The organism is Deinococcus terrestris, from assembly GCF_009377345.1.
GTDB lineage: Bacteria > Deinococcota > Deinococci > Deinococcales > Deinococcaceae > Deinococcus > Deinococcus terrestris.
This window is the reverse complement of sequence record NZ_WBSL01000001.1, coordinates 1,028,916-1,044,388: the sequence shown is the minus strand read 5'-3', so window position 1 is coordinate 1,044,388 and position 15,473 is coordinate 1,028,916. Positions and strand designations below refer to the sequence as shown.

At 70.4% G+C, this 15,473-nt stretch carries 19 protein-coding genes; 15 read left to right on the top strand and 4 right to left on the bottom strand.

Features of this window, described 5'->3' with window-relative positions; translation table 11 throughout:
- The first annotated feature begins 118 nt into the window (after positions 1-118).
- Complete coding sequence (locus F8S09_RS05175; RefSeq protein WP_227978448.1) at positions 119-508, top strand: bleomycin resistance protein; 390 nt, start codon at positions 119-121, stop codon at positions 506-508.
- Positions 509-550: 42 nt separating this feature from the next.
- A complete protein-coding gene (locus F8S09_RS05170) occupies positions 551-1,714 on the top strand; it encodes an aminotransferase class V-fold PLP-dependent enzyme (RefSeq protein ID WP_152869472.1) in 1,164 nt (387 codons plus the stop codon).
- A gap of 66 nt (positions 1,715-1,780) precedes the next feature.
- Here the strand turns inward: F8S09_RS05170 and F8S09_RS05165 are convergent, their stop codons facing one another.
- Positions 1,781-2,416: a CBS and ACT domain-containing protein gene (locus F8S09_RS05165; RefSeq protein WP_152869470.1), complete on the bottom strand. Its 636-nt coding sequence runs from the start codon at positions 2,414-2,416 to the stop codon at positions 1,781-1,783.
- Between the two features lie 127 nt (positions 2,417-2,543).
- Here F8S09_RS05165 and F8S09_RS05160 point away from each other — a divergent pair, with 127 nt between their 5' ends.
- The 3 genes from F8S09_RS05160 to F8S09_RS05150 all read left to right on the top strand — a co-directional run bounded on the left by F8S09_RS05160 (position 2,544) and on the right by F8S09_RS05150 (position 4,117).
- Positions 2,544-3,041: an OmpH family outer membrane protein gene (locus F8S09_RS05160; protein ID WP_152869468.1), complete on the top strand. Its 498-nt coding sequence runs from the start codon at positions 2,544-2,546 to the stop codon at positions 3,039-3,041.
- 106 nt (positions 3,042-3,147) lie between these two features.
- Positions 3,148-3,624: an OmpH family outer membrane protein gene (locus F8S09_RS05155; protein WP_152869466.1), complete on the top strand. Its 477-nt coding sequence runs from the start codon at positions 3,148-3,150 to the stop codon at positions 3,622-3,624.
- A 79-nt stretch (positions 3,625-3,703) separates the two neighbouring features.
- Complete coding sequence (locus F8S09_RS05150) at positions 3,704-4,117, top strand: carboxymuconolactone decarboxylase family protein (RefSeq protein WP_152869464.1); 414 nt, start codon at positions 3,704-3,706, stop codon at positions 4,115-4,117.
- On the opposite strand, the gene F8S09_RS05145 is transcribed toward F8S09_RS05150, so the two are convergent.
- Positions 4,114-4,806, bottom strand: coding sequence for a hypothetical protein (locus F8S09_RS05145; protein WP_152869463.1), 693 nt, complete (start codon positions 4,804-4,806; stop codon positions 4,114-4,116). The two genes, F8S09_RS05150 and F8S09_RS05145, sit on opposite strands and share 4 nt — an antisense overlap.
- A 246-nt stretch (positions 4,807-5,052) precedes the next feature.
- On the opposite strand from F8S09_RS05145, the gene F8S09_RS05140 reads away from it, so the two are divergent.
- From F8S09_RS05140 to F8S09_RS05125, 4 genes are all read left to right on the top strand, one after another.
- The gene (locus tag F8S09_RS05140; RefSeq protein WP_152869461.1) at positions 5,053-5,814 is read left to right on the top strand and encodes an electron transfer flavoprotein subunit beta/FixA family protein; all 762 of its coding nucleotides are present in this window, start codon (positions 5,053-5,055) and stop codon (positions 5,812-5,814) included.
- Positions 5,811-6,761, top strand: a complete 951-nt coding sequence (locus F8S09_RS05135) for an electron transfer flavoprotein subunit alpha/FixB family protein (protein ID WP_152869459.1) — start codon at positions 5,811-5,813, stop codon at positions 6,759-6,761. The genes F8S09_RS05140 and F8S09_RS05135 overlap by 4 nt, the downstream gene beginning before the upstream one ends.
- A 5-nt stretch (positions 6,762-6,766) precedes the next feature.
- Positions 6,767-7,231: a phospholipase A2 gene (locus tag F8S09_RS05130; protein WP_152869457.1), complete on the top strand. Its 465-nt coding sequence runs from the start codon at positions 6,767-6,769 to the stop codon at positions 7,229-7,231.
- A gap of 153 nt (positions 7,232-7,384) precedes the next feature.
- Positions 7,385-8,029, top strand: coding sequence for a phospholipase A2 (locus F8S09_RS05125; RefSeq protein WP_152869455.1), 645 nt, complete (start codon positions 7,385-7,387; stop codon positions 8,027-8,029).
- A gap of 180 nt (positions 8,030-8,209) precedes the next feature.
- Here the strand turns inward: F8S09_RS05125 and F8S09_RS05120 are convergent, their stop codons facing one another.
- Entirely contained in the window at positions 8,210-8,977 is a 768-nt protein-coding gene (locus F8S09_RS05120; RefSeq protein ID WP_322618543.1) for a YkgJ family cysteine cluster protein, read from the bottom strand.
- Positions 8,978-9,011: 34 nt separating this feature from the next.
- Here F8S09_RS05120 and F8S09_RS05115 point away from each other — a divergent pair, with 34 nt between their 5' ends.
- From F8S09_RS05115 to wecB, 5 genes are all read left to right on the top strand, one after another.
- Positions 9,012-10,058, top strand: coding sequence for an HD-GYP domain-containing protein (locus tag F8S09_RS05115; RefSeq protein WP_322618542.1), 1,047 nt, complete (start codon positions 9,012-9,014; stop codon positions 10,056-10,058).
- A 42-nt stretch (positions 10,059-10,100) separates the two neighbouring features.
- On the top strand, positions 10,101-10,958 hold the full coding sequence (locus F8S09_RS05110) for a phosphotransferase family protein (protein WP_322618541.1): 858 nt from the start codon (positions 10,101-10,103) through the stop codon (positions 10,956-10,958).
- 38 nt (positions 10,959-10,996) lie between these two features.
- The gene (upp, locus tag F8S09_RS05105; RefSeq protein WP_152869453.1) at positions 10,997-11,620 is read left to right on the top strand and encodes a uracil phosphoribosyltransferase; all 624 of its coding nucleotides are present in this window, start codon (positions 10,997-10,999) and stop codon (positions 11,618-11,620) included.
- A gap of 73 nt (positions 11,621-11,693) precedes the next feature.
- Positions 11,694-12,851 (top strand): MraY family glycosyltransferase, encoded by a 1,158-nt coding sequence (locus tag F8S09_RS05100; RefSeq protein WP_152869451.1) that lies wholly within the window; start codon positions 11,694-11,696, stop codon positions 12,849-12,851.
- 56 nt (positions 12,852-12,907) lie between these two features.
- Positions 12,908-14,053 carry a non-hydrolyzing UDP-N-acetylglucosamine 2-epimerase gene (gene wecB / locus F8S09_RS05095; protein ID WP_152869449.1) on the top strand — a complete coding sequence of 382 codons (1,146 nt, stop codon included), beginning with the start codon at positions 12,908-12,910 and terminating at the stop codon, positions 14,051-14,053.
- A 6-nt stretch (positions 14,054-14,059) separates the two neighbouring features.
- Here wecB and F8S09_RS05090 read toward each other — a convergent pair whose 3' ends face one another.
- Positions 14,060-14,395: a DNA-binding protein gene (locus tag F8S09_RS05090; RefSeq protein WP_152869448.1), complete on the bottom strand. Its 336-nt coding sequence runs from the start codon at positions 14,393-14,395 to the stop codon at positions 14,060-14,062.
- Between the two features lie 91 nt (positions 14,396-14,486).
- Here F8S09_RS05090 and F8S09_RS05085 point away from each other — a divergent pair, with 91 nt between their 5' ends.
- On the top strand, positions 14,487-15,422 hold the full coding sequence (locus F8S09_RS05085; protein ID WP_322618540.1) for a diacylglycerol/lipid kinase family protein: 936 nt from the start codon (positions 14,487-14,489) through the stop codon (positions 15,420-15,422).
- The last annotated feature ends 51 nt before the right edge of the window (positions 15,423-15,473 follow it).

Sequence of the window (15,473 nt, the reverse complement as noted above, 5' to 3'; positions counted from 1 at the left end):
GTTCTGGCGCGGCTCTCCGGCGCCTTCTACACCCCGCCCAGCTTGCTAGGGTGCGGAGATGGGGAATGGAGCAGAGTCTCTGGAAGCCGTTACCGTCTGGGCGCCCCTGGTGCCTGAGTTGACGGTCCGTGACCTGGCCCGCAGCCTGGACGTGTACACCCGGCTCTTCGGCTTCACTGTCCACTACACGCGGCCCGGCTTCGCCTACCTCAGCCTGGGGCCGGTCCAGTGGATGCTGGAGCAGGTCCGGGAGGCCAATGCCTGGCAGACGGGCACCCTGGAGTATCCCTTCGGACGCGGCATCAACTTTCAGATCGAGGCCCCGGACGTGGACGGCCTCTACGGGCGCCTGCTGGCAGCGTCTTATCCGATCAAGGTGCCGCTCACCACGTCCCGCTACCTGGAGGGCGAGACGGAACATGTTCAGCGCGAATTTCTGGTCCTTGATCCAGACGGGTATCTTCTGCGGTTCATCGGCCCAGGCGAGGAGGGGGGCCGTTCGGGCTAGACCGGCGCGGGGCACCGCCACCTCAGCCCCTACCATGAACCCATGCCTGATCCTAGCTACGACGCCCACCTCCCCCTCAACCGCCCGCGCCTGATCGCGCCCGGCCCGGTGGAGGTCGAGCCGCGCGTGCTGCTGGAACTCGCCCGCCCGCAGCCGCACCACCGCTCGCCGGAGGGCATCGCGGCCCTGGTAGAGGCGCGGGCCAAGCTCACGGCCCTGCTGGGCGCCCCCTACGACGCGGTGATCACCACCAGCAGCGGCACCGGGGCCTTCGAGGGAGCGCTCGTCAGCCTGACGCCGGAGGGCGCGAAGGTTGTCAACGCGCAGGCGGGCAAGTTCAGCGAGCGCTGGGGCGAGATGGCGCACAGGCTCGGTTACGACACCACACTGGTTTCCAACCCCTGGGGTGACCTGCTCGACCCGGAGGAAGTGGCGGACGCCTGCGTGGATGCCCACACCCTGCTCGTCACCCACAGCGAAACGAGCACGGGGGCGCTGCACGACCTCGCGGCGATCACGCGGGCAGCCAAGGCGCGGAATCCCGACCTGATCGTGATCGCCGACTGCATCACGTCCTACGGGGTGGCTGAGTTGCGCCCCGCCGAGTGGGGGGTGGACGCCATCGTCAGCGGCAGCCAGAAGGGCACCGCCACGCCCCCCGGCCTGGGCTTCGTGCTGTTCAGCCCCGAGGTGCAGCAGCGGATGTTGGGGGCCACCGGGCGCGGCTTTTACCTGGACCTGACCCGCGAGCTGCGCGGCCAGAAGGACGGCAACACCCCCCAGACGCCTGCCATCAACCTGATCTTCGCGCTGTCGCTCGCGCTTGACCGCCTGCTAGCCGTGCCGCGCGAGGTGCTGTGGGCCGAGAAACGGCGGCAGGCCGACGCGCTGATTGCGGCCGGGGAGGCACTGGGGGCTCCGGCGTGGGCCGCCCGCACCTCGCCCGCCGTCGCGGTGCTGCGGCCCCCCACGCCCCTCACCGGCCGTCAGGTGGCCGCCCGCCTCGCCGAGATGGGTCAGCGGGCGCTTCCCGGTCAGGCCCCACACGAGGACACGGTGTTTCGCGTCTCCACCCTGGGGTACGCCGACCGCTACGACGCGCTGGGCATCGCGGGCATTTTGGAAGACTGCTTCGCCAACCTGGGCGTCTCTTTTGAGCGCGGCGCGGCGGTGTCGGCAGCGTGGCGGGCACTGGCCGAGGGGTAGAGGAGAGGTAGAAAACCCCTCTCCGTAGGGGAGAGGGGCCTCGCACCGCGAGGGGGTGAGGGTTCCTCAGTCCAGCACGTCGATTCCGGCCGTCCGGACCCGCGCCTTCACGTCCCCGGCCCCCTCGCCGGTCACGCGCATCACGAAGCGGCGGTGGGGCTGGCCTCCCTCGGCGCTGTGGCCGTAGGTCGCCACGCTGATGATGTTGCTGGGCTGCGCGGCCTGCGCGGCGCGGGCGAGGCTGCCGGGGGTATCGGGCATGTCGAGGGTGAGGCGGGTGCCCCCCTCCTTCATGCCCATGATGTCGACAAAGGCCCGCAGCACGTCGGTGATGGTGATGATGCCGGTGACCCGGCCCCCCGCGTCCACGACCGGCAGGCCGCCGACCCCGTGCTCCTGCATCCGCAGGGCGGCGTCTTCCATGTACTCGTCTTCGTGCGCGGTGATGACCGGGCGGGCCATCATCTCCGAGACGGTCAGTTTGCTCAGCAGGTAGTTCAGTTCCCAGACGCTCAGGGTGGTGGCCTTGCTGGGCATCGCGTCCTTGAGGTCCTTGCGGGTGGTGATGCCGATCAACCGGCCCCCCTCCATCACCGGCAGACGGCGGAAGCCCCGTTCCTTGAGAATGCGCAGGGCGTCCATCACGGGCGTATCGGGCGTGACCGTGATCGGGTCACGCGTCATCCAGTCGCGGACAAGCATGACTCAGCTTACCTTTCCTGGCGGCGGATGGAAGCCCCTGTCAAGCTGACGCACTGCTGATTCCCCATGTGAAGCGGATGCACAGAACTTCATTCGGCTCAGAAAGGGCCGTGCTAGCGTGCGCCCCATGAAGATCAACGCCAAGGCGCTCGCTCCCGTGGCCCTCGTGGCCGCGTTCGGTCTGGGGACCCTCGCCCCGCACGCGCAGACCACTCCCCAGAAGGTCGGTTTCGTGGATGTCCAGACCATCATGAACGCCCAGCCGGTCGGCAAGGAGCTCACCGACCTGCGCAAGAAGGCCGAAACCGAACTCAGCGGCCTGGAAAAGCAGATTCGTGACATTGACGCCAAGGGCGCTCAGGCCTCGGCCGCCGAGAAGGACAAGCGCACCCAGCTCGTGGGCACCCTGCAGGCCCGCGCCAAGGCCTACGACACCCAGATTCAGGGCATGCAGGCCCGCGTGACGGCCGCCGAGAAGGCAGCCGACACCGCGATCAGCACTGTCGCCAAGTCCAACGGCTACTCCATCGTGATGGACCGCCGCGTGGCGGCCACCAGCGGCCTGGTGGTGTTTGCCGAGAACGGCACCGACCTCACCGACGCGGCCGTCAAGGCCCTGAAGTAAGCGCTGTCCGACCCCGGCGCAGGCTGACGGCCCCCGCACCTGCGGGGGTTTCGCCTTGAAGCCGCCTTTCCCCTCCCGAAAGCCCACATCCCGAAAGGAAGTGCCCATGCGTTACGCCCTTCTCCTCCTTCCGCTGGCCCTGCTGAGCACGGTGCCGCAGGCCCAGAAGGCCCGCTCGCGCGTCGGCTTCGTGAACGTGCAGCAGGCGGTCGCCGCGATGCCGAACTCGGCAGGCTACCTCAGCCTGCAAAAGCGGGTGGACGCCGACCTCAAAGCCAAACAGGCCAACCTCCAGAAGCTCGCGGCGCAGGCCCAGAAGACCCGCAAGGCCGCCGATGCGCAGGCCTACCAGAAAGCGCAGCAGAGCCTGGTCACGGCCCAGAGGAACCACGACACCCGGTTGGCGAAGGAGTTCAAGCCGCTCCAGACCCGCCTGAACTCGGTCGTGGCCTCGGTGGCGCGGGGCAGCGGGTTCACGGTCGTCCTCGACCGCCGCGTCGCCGCGCAGTCGGGCGTGGTGGTGTACGCCAACACGTCGGCCACCGACCTTACCCCGGCGGTCGTCAAGGCCCTCAAGAAGTAAACAGAAGTCAACGCGTTCCAGCGGGGCGGCCTTCTTCCTTCGGGGAGGGGCCGCCCCGCCCGCTGTTAGCCTGCCTGACATGCCGGACTCCGACGACAAGGCCACCGCCCGCACACAGATTTTTGGAGCGCAGGAGGAACGCATTCTCGCGCGGCTCGCCCGCCTCGACCCCAGCCTGATGGCGTATATCCGCGACTTCGCCTACGACACGGTGTACGAGCGCCCCGGCCTGGACCTCAAGACGAAAGAATTGATCGCCTGTGCGCTGCTGGCCGCGCTGGGCAGCCCCCCGGAGCTGAAGACCCACCTGCGCGGGGCGTTGCGGGCGGGCGCGACCGAGGCTGAGGTGCGCGAGGCGCTGCTCTTTTGCGTGCCGTACCTGGGATTTCCCCGTGTGGTGGCGGCCTTTACGCAGCTTGAAACCCTTCTGGAAGTGACCGCAAAAGACCCCCCGTCCACCGGGGACGAGGGGCGGCAGGGAAGTGAGAGTTAGAAGCCGGTCTTGATGCCGATGCGGGCCTTGAAGACGGTGCCAGGCTGGCGGTAGATGCCTTCGGCTGCGCCCGCGTCGGTGTCCGCGCCGCTCGACTGGCGCACGTTGACCGCGCTGCCGAAGAACTGATCGATGCCCAGGTCGCCCACGAGACTGAGATTAGACCCGATCGCGTAGCTCGCCATCACGCCCGCGCCGATGCCGAAGTTGTTGCTGGAGTAGGTGGTGCTTTCCCCCTCATAGCTGAGGGCACCCCGGAACAGGCCATAGCGCCCGCCCGCGTACACCAGGCTGTTCACGCCGGGAGCGACCTGCCCGAGGGCGTAGGTGCCGTCGAGGCTGAAAATGGTCGCGCTGCCCGACTCGGTGGCGTCGAAGATGTCTTTGAATTCGCCCAGGGTAATGGCGTCGTCCTCGCCCAGCGTGACGAGGGCCGCGTTGTCGTCGAGGAGATCCAAGCGCGAGAAGGACACGCCCGCCTTCACGCCGAAAGGTCCGGCCACGTTGGGCACGTGCAGGAAGACCTCACCGCTCAGGCCGCCCGCATACCCGCCGGTCAGGCCGAGTTCGACGCCGCTCAGGCCCGTGCTGATGGGCGTGGCAGGAATCGCGTTCACGGTGGTCGTGGTGGTCTGGGCACCCGCCGTGGCGAGGGCGGCGGCGGCAGTCAGGGCAAGAAGCTGTTTCATATCCCCCGCAGCCTCGGCGACCAAGATGAGCCCCGCCCCTCATGAGTTTGACGGCGGCTTTATGAATGGGAGATGGGTCGGGGGGCCTGGGTGAGATTCCCTGCCCATAAACCAGCCTGCTAAACTTGCACCGAGTCCAAACAGCGCGGCGCTCCTCCTGGAGTCCGCCTGCCCTGGACGGCGAACAGCAAACTGTAGCGATGAGGGGGAGGGCCTGGCCCCACCCCGCTTTATCTTGGAGGCCACATGAAGATCCTGACCCTGGTAAGACAAGTGCCCGACGCGGAGGCCCGCGTGAAGATCAGCGGGGGCCACGTCGATCTGGAGGGGGCGACCCTGGTGATCGACGGCATGGACGAGTACGGCGTGGAGGAGGCCCTGCGTCTGCGCGAGGGCGGCACGGCCGTCGAGGAGATCGTCGCGCTGGCCGTCGGCCCCAAGCGGGTCGAGGATGCCTTGCGCACTGCCCTGGCGATGGGCGTCGACCGGGCCATCCACATCGAGACGGACGAGAAGCTCGACCCCATCGCGCTGAGCCGCGTCGTCGCGCAGGTGGCGCAGGCGGAAGGCGCAGGCCTGATCCTGGTCGGCGGGCAGGAGGCCGACTGGGACAGCCAGGCGCTGGGGGCGGCGACCGCCGAGCGCCTGGGCTGGCCGCAACTCACCTGGACCAATGAGCTGAAGGTCGATGGCGACACCCTCACGGGCCGCCACGATGTGGACGACGGCAACGAGAGCTTCCGCGCCTCCCTGCCCGCCGTGGTGACCACCCAGCAGGGCCTCAACGAGCCGCGCTACCCGACGCTGCCCAACATCATGAAGGCCAAGAAAAAGGAGCTGCGCAAGGACATGCTGGACAGCTACGGCGCGGCCCCGACGGTGCGCGTGGTGGGCAGCGAGATCCAGACCCGCGCCCGCCTGAACAAGATGATCGACGGCAAGGACCCGCAGGCCGCCGCCGAACAACTCCTCGACCTCCTGCGCAATGAAGCGAAGGTGCTCGCATGATCCTGATCGTCGCTGAACACTCGGGGGGCCAGCTCGCCAAGGCCACCCTCGAAATGGTCACTGCCGCCCGTGAATCCGGGCGTGAGGGACCGGTGACCCTCCTCGTGCTGGGCCAGGGCACCGCCGATGTGGCGAACGCCGCCGCCGCTGTCGCCGATCAGGTGCTCGTGGCAGATCTGCCCGCGCTGGCGCAGTACAACGCTGAGCTGTGGGCCGCTGCGACTGCGCAGATCGCCCAGGAGGGCGAGGCCCACACCGTCATCATCGGCGGCAGCCGCTCGGGCCGTGAGTTCGCGCCGCGCGTGGCCGTGAAGCTCGACGCCCCCTACCTCGAGGACGCGATCAGCCTGAAGGCGAACGGCGCGGCCCTGCAGGCCCAGCGCTACACCTACCTCGCCCGCGTGACCGAGACGGTGGAGGCCGAGGCCCCGGTCATCGTGGTGACCGTGAAGCCCGGCTCCTTCGCTCCCGCCCAGCCCGCTGCCGCTGCGGGCGAGCAGTACGACGTAGAACTTGACCTCCCCGCCTCCCGTGTAGAAGTGACGGGCAAGAGCGTGGAGAAGTCCAGCCGCGTGGCCCTGACCGAGGCCGACGTGATCGTGAGCGGCGGGCGCGGGGTGGGTAGCCCCGAGAACTTCACGGCCTATGTGGAGGGCCTCGCCGACCGCCTCGGGGCGGGCGTGGGCGCCACCCGCGCGGTCGTGGACGCGGGCTGGCGGCCCTACGCCGAGCAGGTGGGCCAGACGGGCAAGACCGTGCAGCCCAAGGCCTACGTCGCGCTGGGCGTGAGCGGCGCAGTGCAGCACCTCTCGGGCATGGGCAAGAGCAAGTACATCGTGGCAATCAACAAGGACGCCGAGGCCCCCATCTTCAAGGTGGCCGACTACGGCATCGTGGGCGACGTGAACCAGATTGTGCCCGCCTTGATCGAGGCGGCCCGCAAGTAAACGCCTTGCGCCGCGCCGGACTGGTGCTGCTGGCCGGAGTGCTGGGGTCGTGTGCCCCGGCGCTCTTTCCGTCCGTGCCCGACCGGGAAGACAGCCCGGTGGCGGTTGTTCAGCGGCTGGGGTGGGGCACGCCGGAAGCGTTCGCGGCGGCGCGACCGCGCCTTGAGCCGCTGTGGCCCGCCCTCGACTGGGAAAACAACGGGTGCAGCACTCCGCAGGGCCTCGGTCTGGGCTACCGCGACGACTTCGACTCGGCGTGCGTGGTCCACGACTTCGCGTACCACAACCTGCGGGTGCTGGAGCCCACCGCTGGCAACCGCCGCGCCAGCGACGAGGCCTTTCGCGTCAACCTACGGGCGATCTGTGCCCGCAAGGCGCTGGCCGCCCGGCCCGCCTGCTATTCGGCGGCGGAGGCGTATTACCGGGCGGTGCGGCTGCGGGGCCACACGCGGTTCGCGCCGGGCACGTAGGGCAGACCAGGAAGGCAGCATGAACGGCCCTCCGCTCCGGCGGGGGCTGTTTTTATTTGGGGTGGCTGGTCAGAGCGAGGAGTGCCGATGCTGTCCGGCGGGCTGAGCACGGTACACTCCGGTCGTACCCACAACCTGCTCTCAGGAGGTCCCATGCACCGACGGCCTATCCCCGCCCTGTCCCTCGCCTTGCTGCCGCTCGCCCTCGCCGCGTGTGGGGCGCCCCCGCCTGCCCCGGCCCCCAGCCTGACGGCCGACTACGCGGCCCGGCCTGAGTTGCAGGACCCGGACAGCCAGGCCATCCTGGCGCGGTACGGCGACGATCCCGGTCTGCTCGCCGCGCTTCAGGAGGCTTACGGCGAGCGGCCTGCCGATCTCTCGCGCCCGCAGGTTCCGCTGCTGACCGGGCAGGACCTTGCCTCCGACCGCCTCGCGTACGTCAAACGCGTAGCCTGGGGAACGGTGGCGGCCTACAACGGGCAGTACACGGCCTACGCGGGCACGGCGCGGCCCTACTCCGGCCTGGATTGGACCCGCGACGGATGCAGCGCTCCCGACGGTGTGGGCCTGGGCTACCGCGAGGACTTCCGGCCCGCCTGCCATGTCCACGACTTCGGCTACCGCAACCTCAAGGTCTACGAGCGGACTTCGGCCAATCGCCTGAACACCGACGACGCTTTCTACGCCAACATGAAGGCCATCTGCGCGGCCAAGAGTTGGTACGTGCGCCCGGCCTGTTACAGCGCGGCCTACGCCTACTACCAGGGCGTTCGGGTGGGGGGCGCGGGCAGCTTCTAGATCAGGTGATGGAAGGGGACCCCTCACCCCCTCGCTGCGCGAGGCCCCTCTCCCCCTGGTTAGAGGGGTCGAAAAGCCCTCTCCTGGGGGAGAGGGTTGGGTGAGGGGTCTTTCGCACCGAACCTGATCTGTCAATGCACTGCGGCAGGCACCGGGGAGGGCAGAAAAACTCCTCCCCGATTACCCGATCTCCAGCACGACCTCGTGCGCTAGTCCGGCCCGCCGGGCGACCTGCCACGCGCCCCGGGCGTCCCCCCGCGCGACCCGCTCCATGAAGTCCTCGCGGCGGGCCAGGGTGGTCAGCGTCCAGAAGTCGCCCCACACCTCCAGGCCCCATTCCTGGCGCATGGCGCGGGCAGCGGCGGCCCAGATCGGCTCGGAGAGGTGCTCCAGCGGTGCCACGTAATGCAGCTCGCCGTCGGTGCCGGGGGTGCGGGCGACCTCGCGGGCGTAGTCGGCCTTCTCGCGGCGGGTCAGGGTCTCCCAGGTTCCGGCGGCGCAGTAGCGGGCAGGCAGCGCACTGAAGGTATCGCGGCAACGGGTGGGCCGGGCGGCGTACTGGCTGCATCCGCCCGTCTCCCGGTCGAGCAGCGGGCAAAACCCCACCTCGCGGCGGTGGCGCTCCACGTAAGTCGCCTCGTCGGGGGCGGTGCGGGCGTTGTGCAGGACCTGACGGGCGTGCGCCTCCACGCGGGCCGCCGCCTCCCCGTCCAGGGCCGCCGCCGTCACCAGCGCTTCGGCGAGGCTCACCCGGATGGGCATGTCGCAGCACGCGAAGCACCCGGCCCCGCAGTAGACCTGCCCGCCGCGCTCCCGGTAACGGGTCAGCCATCCGTCGGCCTGCCGCGCGTAACGGGCGTAGCCACGTTCGACGGCCGCCGTGACGGAGCGGAACCGGGCGGCGGAGGGCGGGGCAGGGGCCAGGGGGGTGGGGCGTGGGCGCGTCACCGGGGCAGGGTAGCGCGGGTATACTCGCCGCAACGTGTTCAGGCGCCCCCGTCCGCCGCAGCCTCCCTCCGGGTCCGAGGCTGCTCCTGTCACCCTCTCCCCGGCTTCCGGCAGCGCCCCGGCCGACGCGACCGCGCTGCTGGCCCGCCTGCTCGCACGGCCCAGTGCGGCCAGTGTGCTGGACGGGGCGCTGGCCCACGCCGCCGCGCTGCTGGGCAGTGAGGCCAAGGGTTACGCGGTGCTGGGCCGTGGGGCTGCTCCTGTGGTGGCGGTCCACGGTTACCCCCGCACGCTTGCCGGCACCACGCTGGAAGGCCCGTGGGTGACGGCGGGTGGTCGTCCTCAGCTTCTCCAGGGCCGTGATCTCTACGCGGCCAATCCCCCCGAAGCGCTCGCCCGGCTGGAGGCGGCGGGGGCGCGGCAGGCGCCGCTGACCTTCGTGGTGCCGCTGACCGACCACGGGCGCACGCTGGGGGCGCTGGTGCTGGACTGTCCGGCGGGCACGTCCCTCAGCCCGGCCGCGCAGTCGGCGGTGACCGCGTGGGCAGCGTCGGTCGCGCCCCTCGTCGCCGTGATGGAAAGCCGCCGCGAGTGGCGGCAGACGGCCCGGCAGATCGCCTCGGCCGTTGTCGAGGCCGTGGAAAGCCTGGAGTTCGACGCCCTGGGGCACGGGGAGGCGGTCGCCGACCTCGCCGTGCGTCTGGGCGAGGCAGCGGGCCTCTCGCCGCGCGAGCGTGAGGAGCTGTGGTACGCCGCGCTGTTGCACGACCTCGGCAAGATTCACGGTGAGCCGGGGCACGCGCAGATGGGGGCCAACTTCCTTCACAGCGTGTCCCACTTCGCCGAAGCGCAGCGGGCCATCCGGCACCACCACGAACGCTGGGACGGTCAGGGCGAGCCCGACGGCCTTTCCGGCGAGGAGATTCCCCTGTATGCCCGCCTCCTCGCGGTGGCGAACGCCTCGGCCCACGCGGACGGGAACCTCGCCGCGGTGCAGGCGCAGGCAGGGACGGTCCTCGATCCTCAGCTTGTGGAGCTGCTCGCCAGCTTGCCCCCCGCCCCGGCGGGCGCGGAAGCCTGACCGGTCCCGCCCGGCCCGGCGCGGCCCCGCTATGATGCCCGCGTGACCTCGGGCGGCCTGCCATCCCACCGTTTCCCCGTGCTGGAAGCCCGCTTCGGTCCCCTGACCCCGATGGACGCGGGGATGCAGAGCCGGGTCTACGCGGCGGCGGGCGGCGACGTGGTCGTCAAGGTGTACCGCACCCAGCGCGGCGAACACCGCCTGGAGGCCGGGAATATGCGCCGCGCCGACCTGGGGGCCTGGGTCGTGGACGCGGTCGAGGCCGACGGGGTGGAGGCCCTGATCCTGCGCCGCTTTCCGGGTCGGCCCCTGACCGCCGCCGACGTTCCCGCCGCGCTGCCAAGATTGCGCGAGATTCTGGGGGCGCTGCACCAGGACCACCTCGGGACGGTGGACCTGCGCCGGGTGCGTGAGCGGCTGCGGCGCTTCCGCTCGGCACTGGCGGCTTATCCCCTCGACGACCTGTTCGACGCGGTCGAGGAGCCGCTGGAGCGCGGATTGCTAGACCAACCCGCCGCGTTTTGCCACCTCGACCTGTGGCACGACAATATTCTGATTGAGCCGGGCCTGATCACGCCGCCGGGGGAAGCGGACGGGGCCAGCCGCGAGGTCCTCGTCATCGACTGGACGAAGGCGGGATGGGACGACCCCCTGCGTGACCTCGCCCTCCTCAAGACGGGCACCCTCGACCTGCTGCCGCCGGATGAGAGTTTGGGCGCGGCGCTGACCTTCCTCCCCGACCGTGCCCCCGCCACCCTGACCCGACTGCGGGCGTACCTCGCGCACACCTACCTGCACGACCTGTACTGGTTCCTGATGAACGAACCCTATGAGTTCGACCGCCAGCGGCCCGTCAAGGAGCGGCTGGCGCGGCATGTGCTGGCGCGGCTGCCGGGGTAGGACTGGGGCACCCACCGCCGGACGGGTATCGTGGGGCCATGCTCACGGCCGTCACCCACCCCCTCATTCAGCACAAACTCTCCCTGATGCGCGACGTACACACCGGGGTCAAGGAGTTCCGCGAACTCGCCGCCGAGGTGTCCATGTTGCTCGCCTATGAGGCGATGCGCGACCTGGAAGTGACGCCCACCCGCCTCCAGACCCCCCTTGAGGAAGGCGAGTTCCCGATGCTCAGCGGGAAGAAGCTCGCGCTCGTCGCCATCCTGCGGGCCGGGCTGATCATGACGGACGCCATCGTGAACCTCGTGCCCGCCGCCAAGGTGGGGCATATCGGGATGTACCGCGACCCCGGGACGCTGCAACCCGTCGCCTACTACAACAAACTGCCCGCCGACATCGCCGAACGCCGCGTCTTCCTGACCGACCCCATGCTCGCCACGGGCGGCAGCGCGAGCGCGGCGATCACGGCGCTCAAGGAGGCCGGTGCCCAGAGCATCAAGCTGATGTGCATCCTCGCCGCCCCCGAGGGCGTGGCCGTCATTGAGCGCGACCACCCCGACGTGGAGATCGTGGTCGCCGCCGTCGACGAGCGCCTCAACGACCACGGTTACATCGTGCCGGGCCTGGGCGACGCGGGCGACCGCATCTACGGCACGAAGTAGGCGGGGCGGGAAAGAGGCTGCACCTTTCGTCGGTCGCCTTCCTCATGCCTGACCCTTACAATCCCGTCAGCTTATGGATTCCTTGAGGGACCTCGCCGCCAGCCTCGGCATCGCCAACATCACCGGGCGCGGCTTTCTGAGCGTGCTGCTCACCTTTCTGACCGCGTGGCTGTTCACCTGGCGGTTTATCCCGCGCGTGCGCGAGTTCGCCATCAAGGTGGGTTGGGCGGACCAACCCAACGAGCGGCGGCTGAACAAGGAGCCGCTGCCCAACGCGGGCGGGCTGGCGATCTTCGCGGGCTTTCTGGTCAGCGTGGTCGTGGCGTGGGCGCTGCGGCCCATCGTGATCGAGCAGGTCAACATTCAGGTGCTGGCGATCCTCTTGGGCGCCTCGGTGCTGGTGCTGACCGGCTTTATCGACGACCAGTTCGGCCTCTCGCCCCTGTTCCGGCTGATCGTGCAGGCGCTGGCGGCCGTGCTGCTGGTCGTCAACGGGCTGACGCTCGACTTCAACGCGATTCCCTTCCTGCCGGTGCTGCCGGACGCGGTGAACGGGCCGCTCAGCGTGGCGCTGACCATCCTGTGGGTGGTCGGCCTGACCAACGCCGTCAACCTGATGGACGGGGTGGATGGGGTGGTGGGCGGCGTGGGCTTCGTGACGAGCATGGTGCTGCTGGTCACGGCGGCGCAGTTTCCCGACCGGGCGGCGGCGGTCGTGCTGCTCGCGGGGCTGGCGGGGGCCGCGCTGGGCTACCTGCGGCACAATTTCAACCCCAGCCGCATCATCATGGGGGACGCGGGGGCGTACCTGTTCGGCTACACCCTGGCCGCCGTGAGCCTGCTGGGGACCCTGAAGTTCAGCGCGGGGGCCAGCCTGCTGGTGCCGCTGCTGGTGATGGCGCTGCCCATCCTCGACACCACGCAGGTGGTGATCGGGCGGCTGGCGCGTGGCATCCGCAATCCGCTGGGGCACCCGGACAAGACCCACATCCACCACCGGGTGCTGGCGCGGACCTCCAGCGCCCGGCGCACCGCCGTGATCCTGTGGATCGTCGCCCTGTGGTGCGGGGTCATCGGGATGCTGGCGCAGGGGGTGCCCCTCGCCGCCATCGCGGGAACCGTGGCTGCTTGCGCCCTGTGCCTGTGGTTCGTCGCGCACCGCCGGGTGCGGGCGCACGGGCGCGAAACGGTGCCGCCTGTTCCTCCCGCACCACAAGGCGACCACCGCTGACGTTCCTCTCTTCGCCCCGCCCCCGCCGGGGCGCTGTCCTGACCCCTGGAGCTTCCATGACCGACCCCGCCCCCAAACGCATCGTCCTCGCCTTCGGCACCCGCCCGGAAGCCACCAAGATGGCCCCGGTGCACTCGGCCATCGGGGCGCAGCCGGGCCTGACGCCGCTGATCCTCTCGACCGGGCAGCAGCGGCAGATGCTCGACGAGGCATTGGCCGTCTTCGGCCTGACGCCCGACGAGGACCTCCAGGTCATGACCGACCGCCAGACGCTGGCCGACCTGACCGGGCGCATCGTGCCGCAGGCGGGGCGCAAGCTGCGCGAGATGGAGGCCGACATGGTGCTGGTCCACGGGGACACGACCACGTCCTTTTGCGTGGCGCTCAGCGCCTTTTACGAGGGGATTCCGGTGGCGCACGTGGAGGCGGGGCTACGCAGCGGGAGTATGCGTGAGCCCTTTCCGGAGGAGGCCAACCGCCGCCTGACCGGGGTGCTCAGCGACCTGGATTTCGCGCCGACGCCCGGCAGCGCTGAGAACCTGCGCCGGGAGGGCAAGGGCGAACTGGGCCTCTTCGTGACCGGACAGACCGCCGTGGACGCGGTGCGTGAGGTCGCCGGGCGAGTGCCGCTGCGCCCCGAGTGGCAGGCGAAATTGGACGCGGGCGGGCGGCTGGTGACCGTCACCATGCACCGCCGCGAGAACCTGCCCATGATGCGTGAGATGGCCGAGGCCCTCGCGGACGTGGCCCGCGCCCATCCGGACACGCACTTTGTCTACCCGGTCCACCTCAACCCGGCGGTGCAGGAGGCGGTGCGCCCGGCCTTACAGGGACTGCCCAACTTTGAACTCACCGACCCCCTGGATTACGCGCAGATGGCCCCGCTGATGGCGGCCTCGGCGCTGCTGGCGACCGACTCCGGGGGCCTTCAGGAGGAGGGGGCGGCGCTCGGCGTCCCAGTGGCCGTCCTGCGCAACGTCACCGAGCGCCCCGAGGGGCTGGAGGCGGGCGTGCTGACCCTGGCCGGAAACGACCCGCAGAACCTCCGCGCGGTGCTGGGCCGCCTGCTCTCGGACGAGGCCGAACTCGCCCGGATGCGCTCGGCCCGCAATCCTTATGGGGACGGGCACGCGGCGCGGCGGATCGCGGCGGCGGTGGCGTGGCACTTCGGGCTGGGAGAGAGGCCGGAGAACTGGGCGTAGGGACGGTCAGTTCTCCTCGGCCTCGTCAAGCTGGGCGCTGACCTGCTCGCTCCAGGCGCGGCCCTCGTCGCCGCCCCACAGCAGCCAGGCGATATAGCCGCGTGAGGGCTTGCCGCCGTCCTCGCCAGTCTGCTCCAGGTTGTCGTGCGCGTGGCGGGGGAAGTACTGGGCGACGTGCCGTACCTCCTCCGGGGAGAGGTCGCCTCCCGCTGCGAGCTTCTCAGCCATGTGTTCACCGACCTCGGTGCCGCCGTAGCCGTGTTCGTCGCGCAGGCGCAGGCCCAGCGCGGCATTGTCCTGCACCTGTTTGGGGACGCGGAGGTCAGGGTTCTTCTGGCTCATGCCGCAGCATCGGCGGTGCCCGCGTCCGGCGGGTGAGCCCCCGTTGCCCCTTTGTTAGAACGGTGTCACCGCGCCCTATGCTGGGGGCAGCGTGACTCAGGCACTTTCCCCGTCTTCCCTTTCCGGGCGGTCCTACGCCGTCGTTCTCAACCCCACCGCCGGGCGTGGCCTGGCGGGGCGCACCTGGCCCCGGCTGGAGGCCGAGTTACGGGTGCGGGCGCTGGACTACGAGGTCATTCAGGAGGCGAGCGGTCCGGCGGCGCTGGCGCGGGTGCAGGCCCTCCCGCCCGGCGTGGCGGTGCTGGCGGTCGGCGGGGACGGAACGGTGGGGGCGCTGCTGCCCGCGCTGGTGGGGACCGGGCGGCCCCTGGGGGTCATTCCGCTGGGGACCGGGAACGACTTCGCGGGGATGCTGGGCCTCAAGCCGGGCGACTTCCGGGCGGCCCTCTCGCGGATCGCGGGGGCACCCCGCCCGGTGGACGCCCTGCGGGTGACCGTGCAGGGGGAGGGCGGCGCGGGCGAGACGCGGCTGCTCCTCAACGGCCTGGGCATGGGCTTCGACGCGCAGCTCACCGCCCGGCTGCCGGAGGCTCCCGCGTGGCTGCCGGGGCTGGGGCGCTACGCCTGGGCCGCCCTGACCACCCTGCGCCACCTGACCCTCACGCCCGTCACGGCCGACGTGGACGGCGAACGTCTCTATGCAGGCCCCAGCATCCTCGCCGCCGCGATGAATGGCACCCGCTACGGGGGCGGCTTTCACATCAGCCCCCAGTCTGACCCACGCGACGGCCTCCTCAATGTGGTCGTCAGCGGTCCGTTGGGGCGGCGGCAGGTGCTGCGGCTGATGGCGCTGGTGCTACCGGGCCGTCACCTGGGCGACCCCGGCGTCCATCACCGCGCGGGCCGGGTGGCCGAGCTGACCTGGGCGCAACCGACTTGGCTGCACCTCGACGGCGATGTGGTGGGCCGGGCGACCGGGGTGCGGGTGGAGGTGCTGCCGGGGGCGGTGGCGCTGCTGGGGCGCTGAAGGGCAGCAAAAAGCCCCAGCCGAGGCTGGGGCCTGTCGGGTGATGCGGAG

Bases quoted from the DNA above. Each gene is read 5' to 3' on its own strand.
- upp (WP_152869453.1), top strand. From the start codon at position 10,997: ATGCTCACGGCCGTCACCCACCCCCTCATTCAGCACAAACTCTCCCTG.
- F8S09_RS05150 (WP_152869464.1), top strand. From the start codon at position 3,704: ATGCCGGACTCCGACGACAAGGCCACCGCCCGCACACAGATTTTTGGA.
- F8S09_RS05140 (WP_152869461.1), top strand. From the start codon at position 5,053: ATGAAGATCCTGACCCTGGTAAGACAAGTGCCCGACGCGGAGGCCCGC.
- F8S09_RS05125 (WP_152869455.1), top strand. From the start codon at position 7,385: ATGCACCGACGGCCTATCCCCGCCCTGTCCCTCGCCTTGCTGCCGCTC.
- F8S09_RS05100 (WP_152869451.1), top strand. From the start codon at position 11,694: ATGGATTCCTTGAGGGACCTCGCCGCCAGCCTCGGCATCGCCAACATC.
- F8S09_RS05145 (WP_152869463.1), bottom strand. From the start codon at position 4,806: ATGAAACAGCTTCTTGCCCTGACTGCCGCCGCCGCCCTCGCCACGGCG.
- F8S09_RS05155 (WP_152869466.1), top strand. From the start codon at position 3,148: ATGCGTTACGCCCTTCTCCTCCTTCCGCTGGCCCTGCTGAGCACGGTG.
- F8S09_RS05135 (WP_152869459.1), top strand. From the start codon at position 5,811: ATGATCCTGATCGTCGCTGAACACTCGGGGGGCCAGCTCGCCAAGGCC.
- F8S09_RS05165 (WP_152869470.1), bottom strand. From the start codon at position 2,416: ATGCTTGTCCGCGACTGGATGACGCGTGACCCGATCACGGTCACGCCC.
- F8S09_RS05090 (WP_152869448.1), bottom strand. From the start codon at position 14,395: ATGAGCCAGAAGAACCCTGACCTCCGCGTCCCCAAACAGGTGCAGGAC.
- F8S09_RS05160 (WP_152869468.1), top strand. From the start codon at position 2,544: ATGAAGATCAACGCCAAGGCGCTCGCTCCCGTGGCCCTCGTGGCCGCG.
- F8S09_RS05170 (WP_152869472.1), top strand. From the start codon at position 551: ATGCCTGATCCTAGCTACGACGCCCACCTCCCCCTCAACCGCCCGCGC.
- wecB (WP_152869449.1), top strand. From the start codon at position 12,908: ATGACCGACCCCGCCCCCAAACGCATCGTCCTCGCCTTCGGCACCCGC.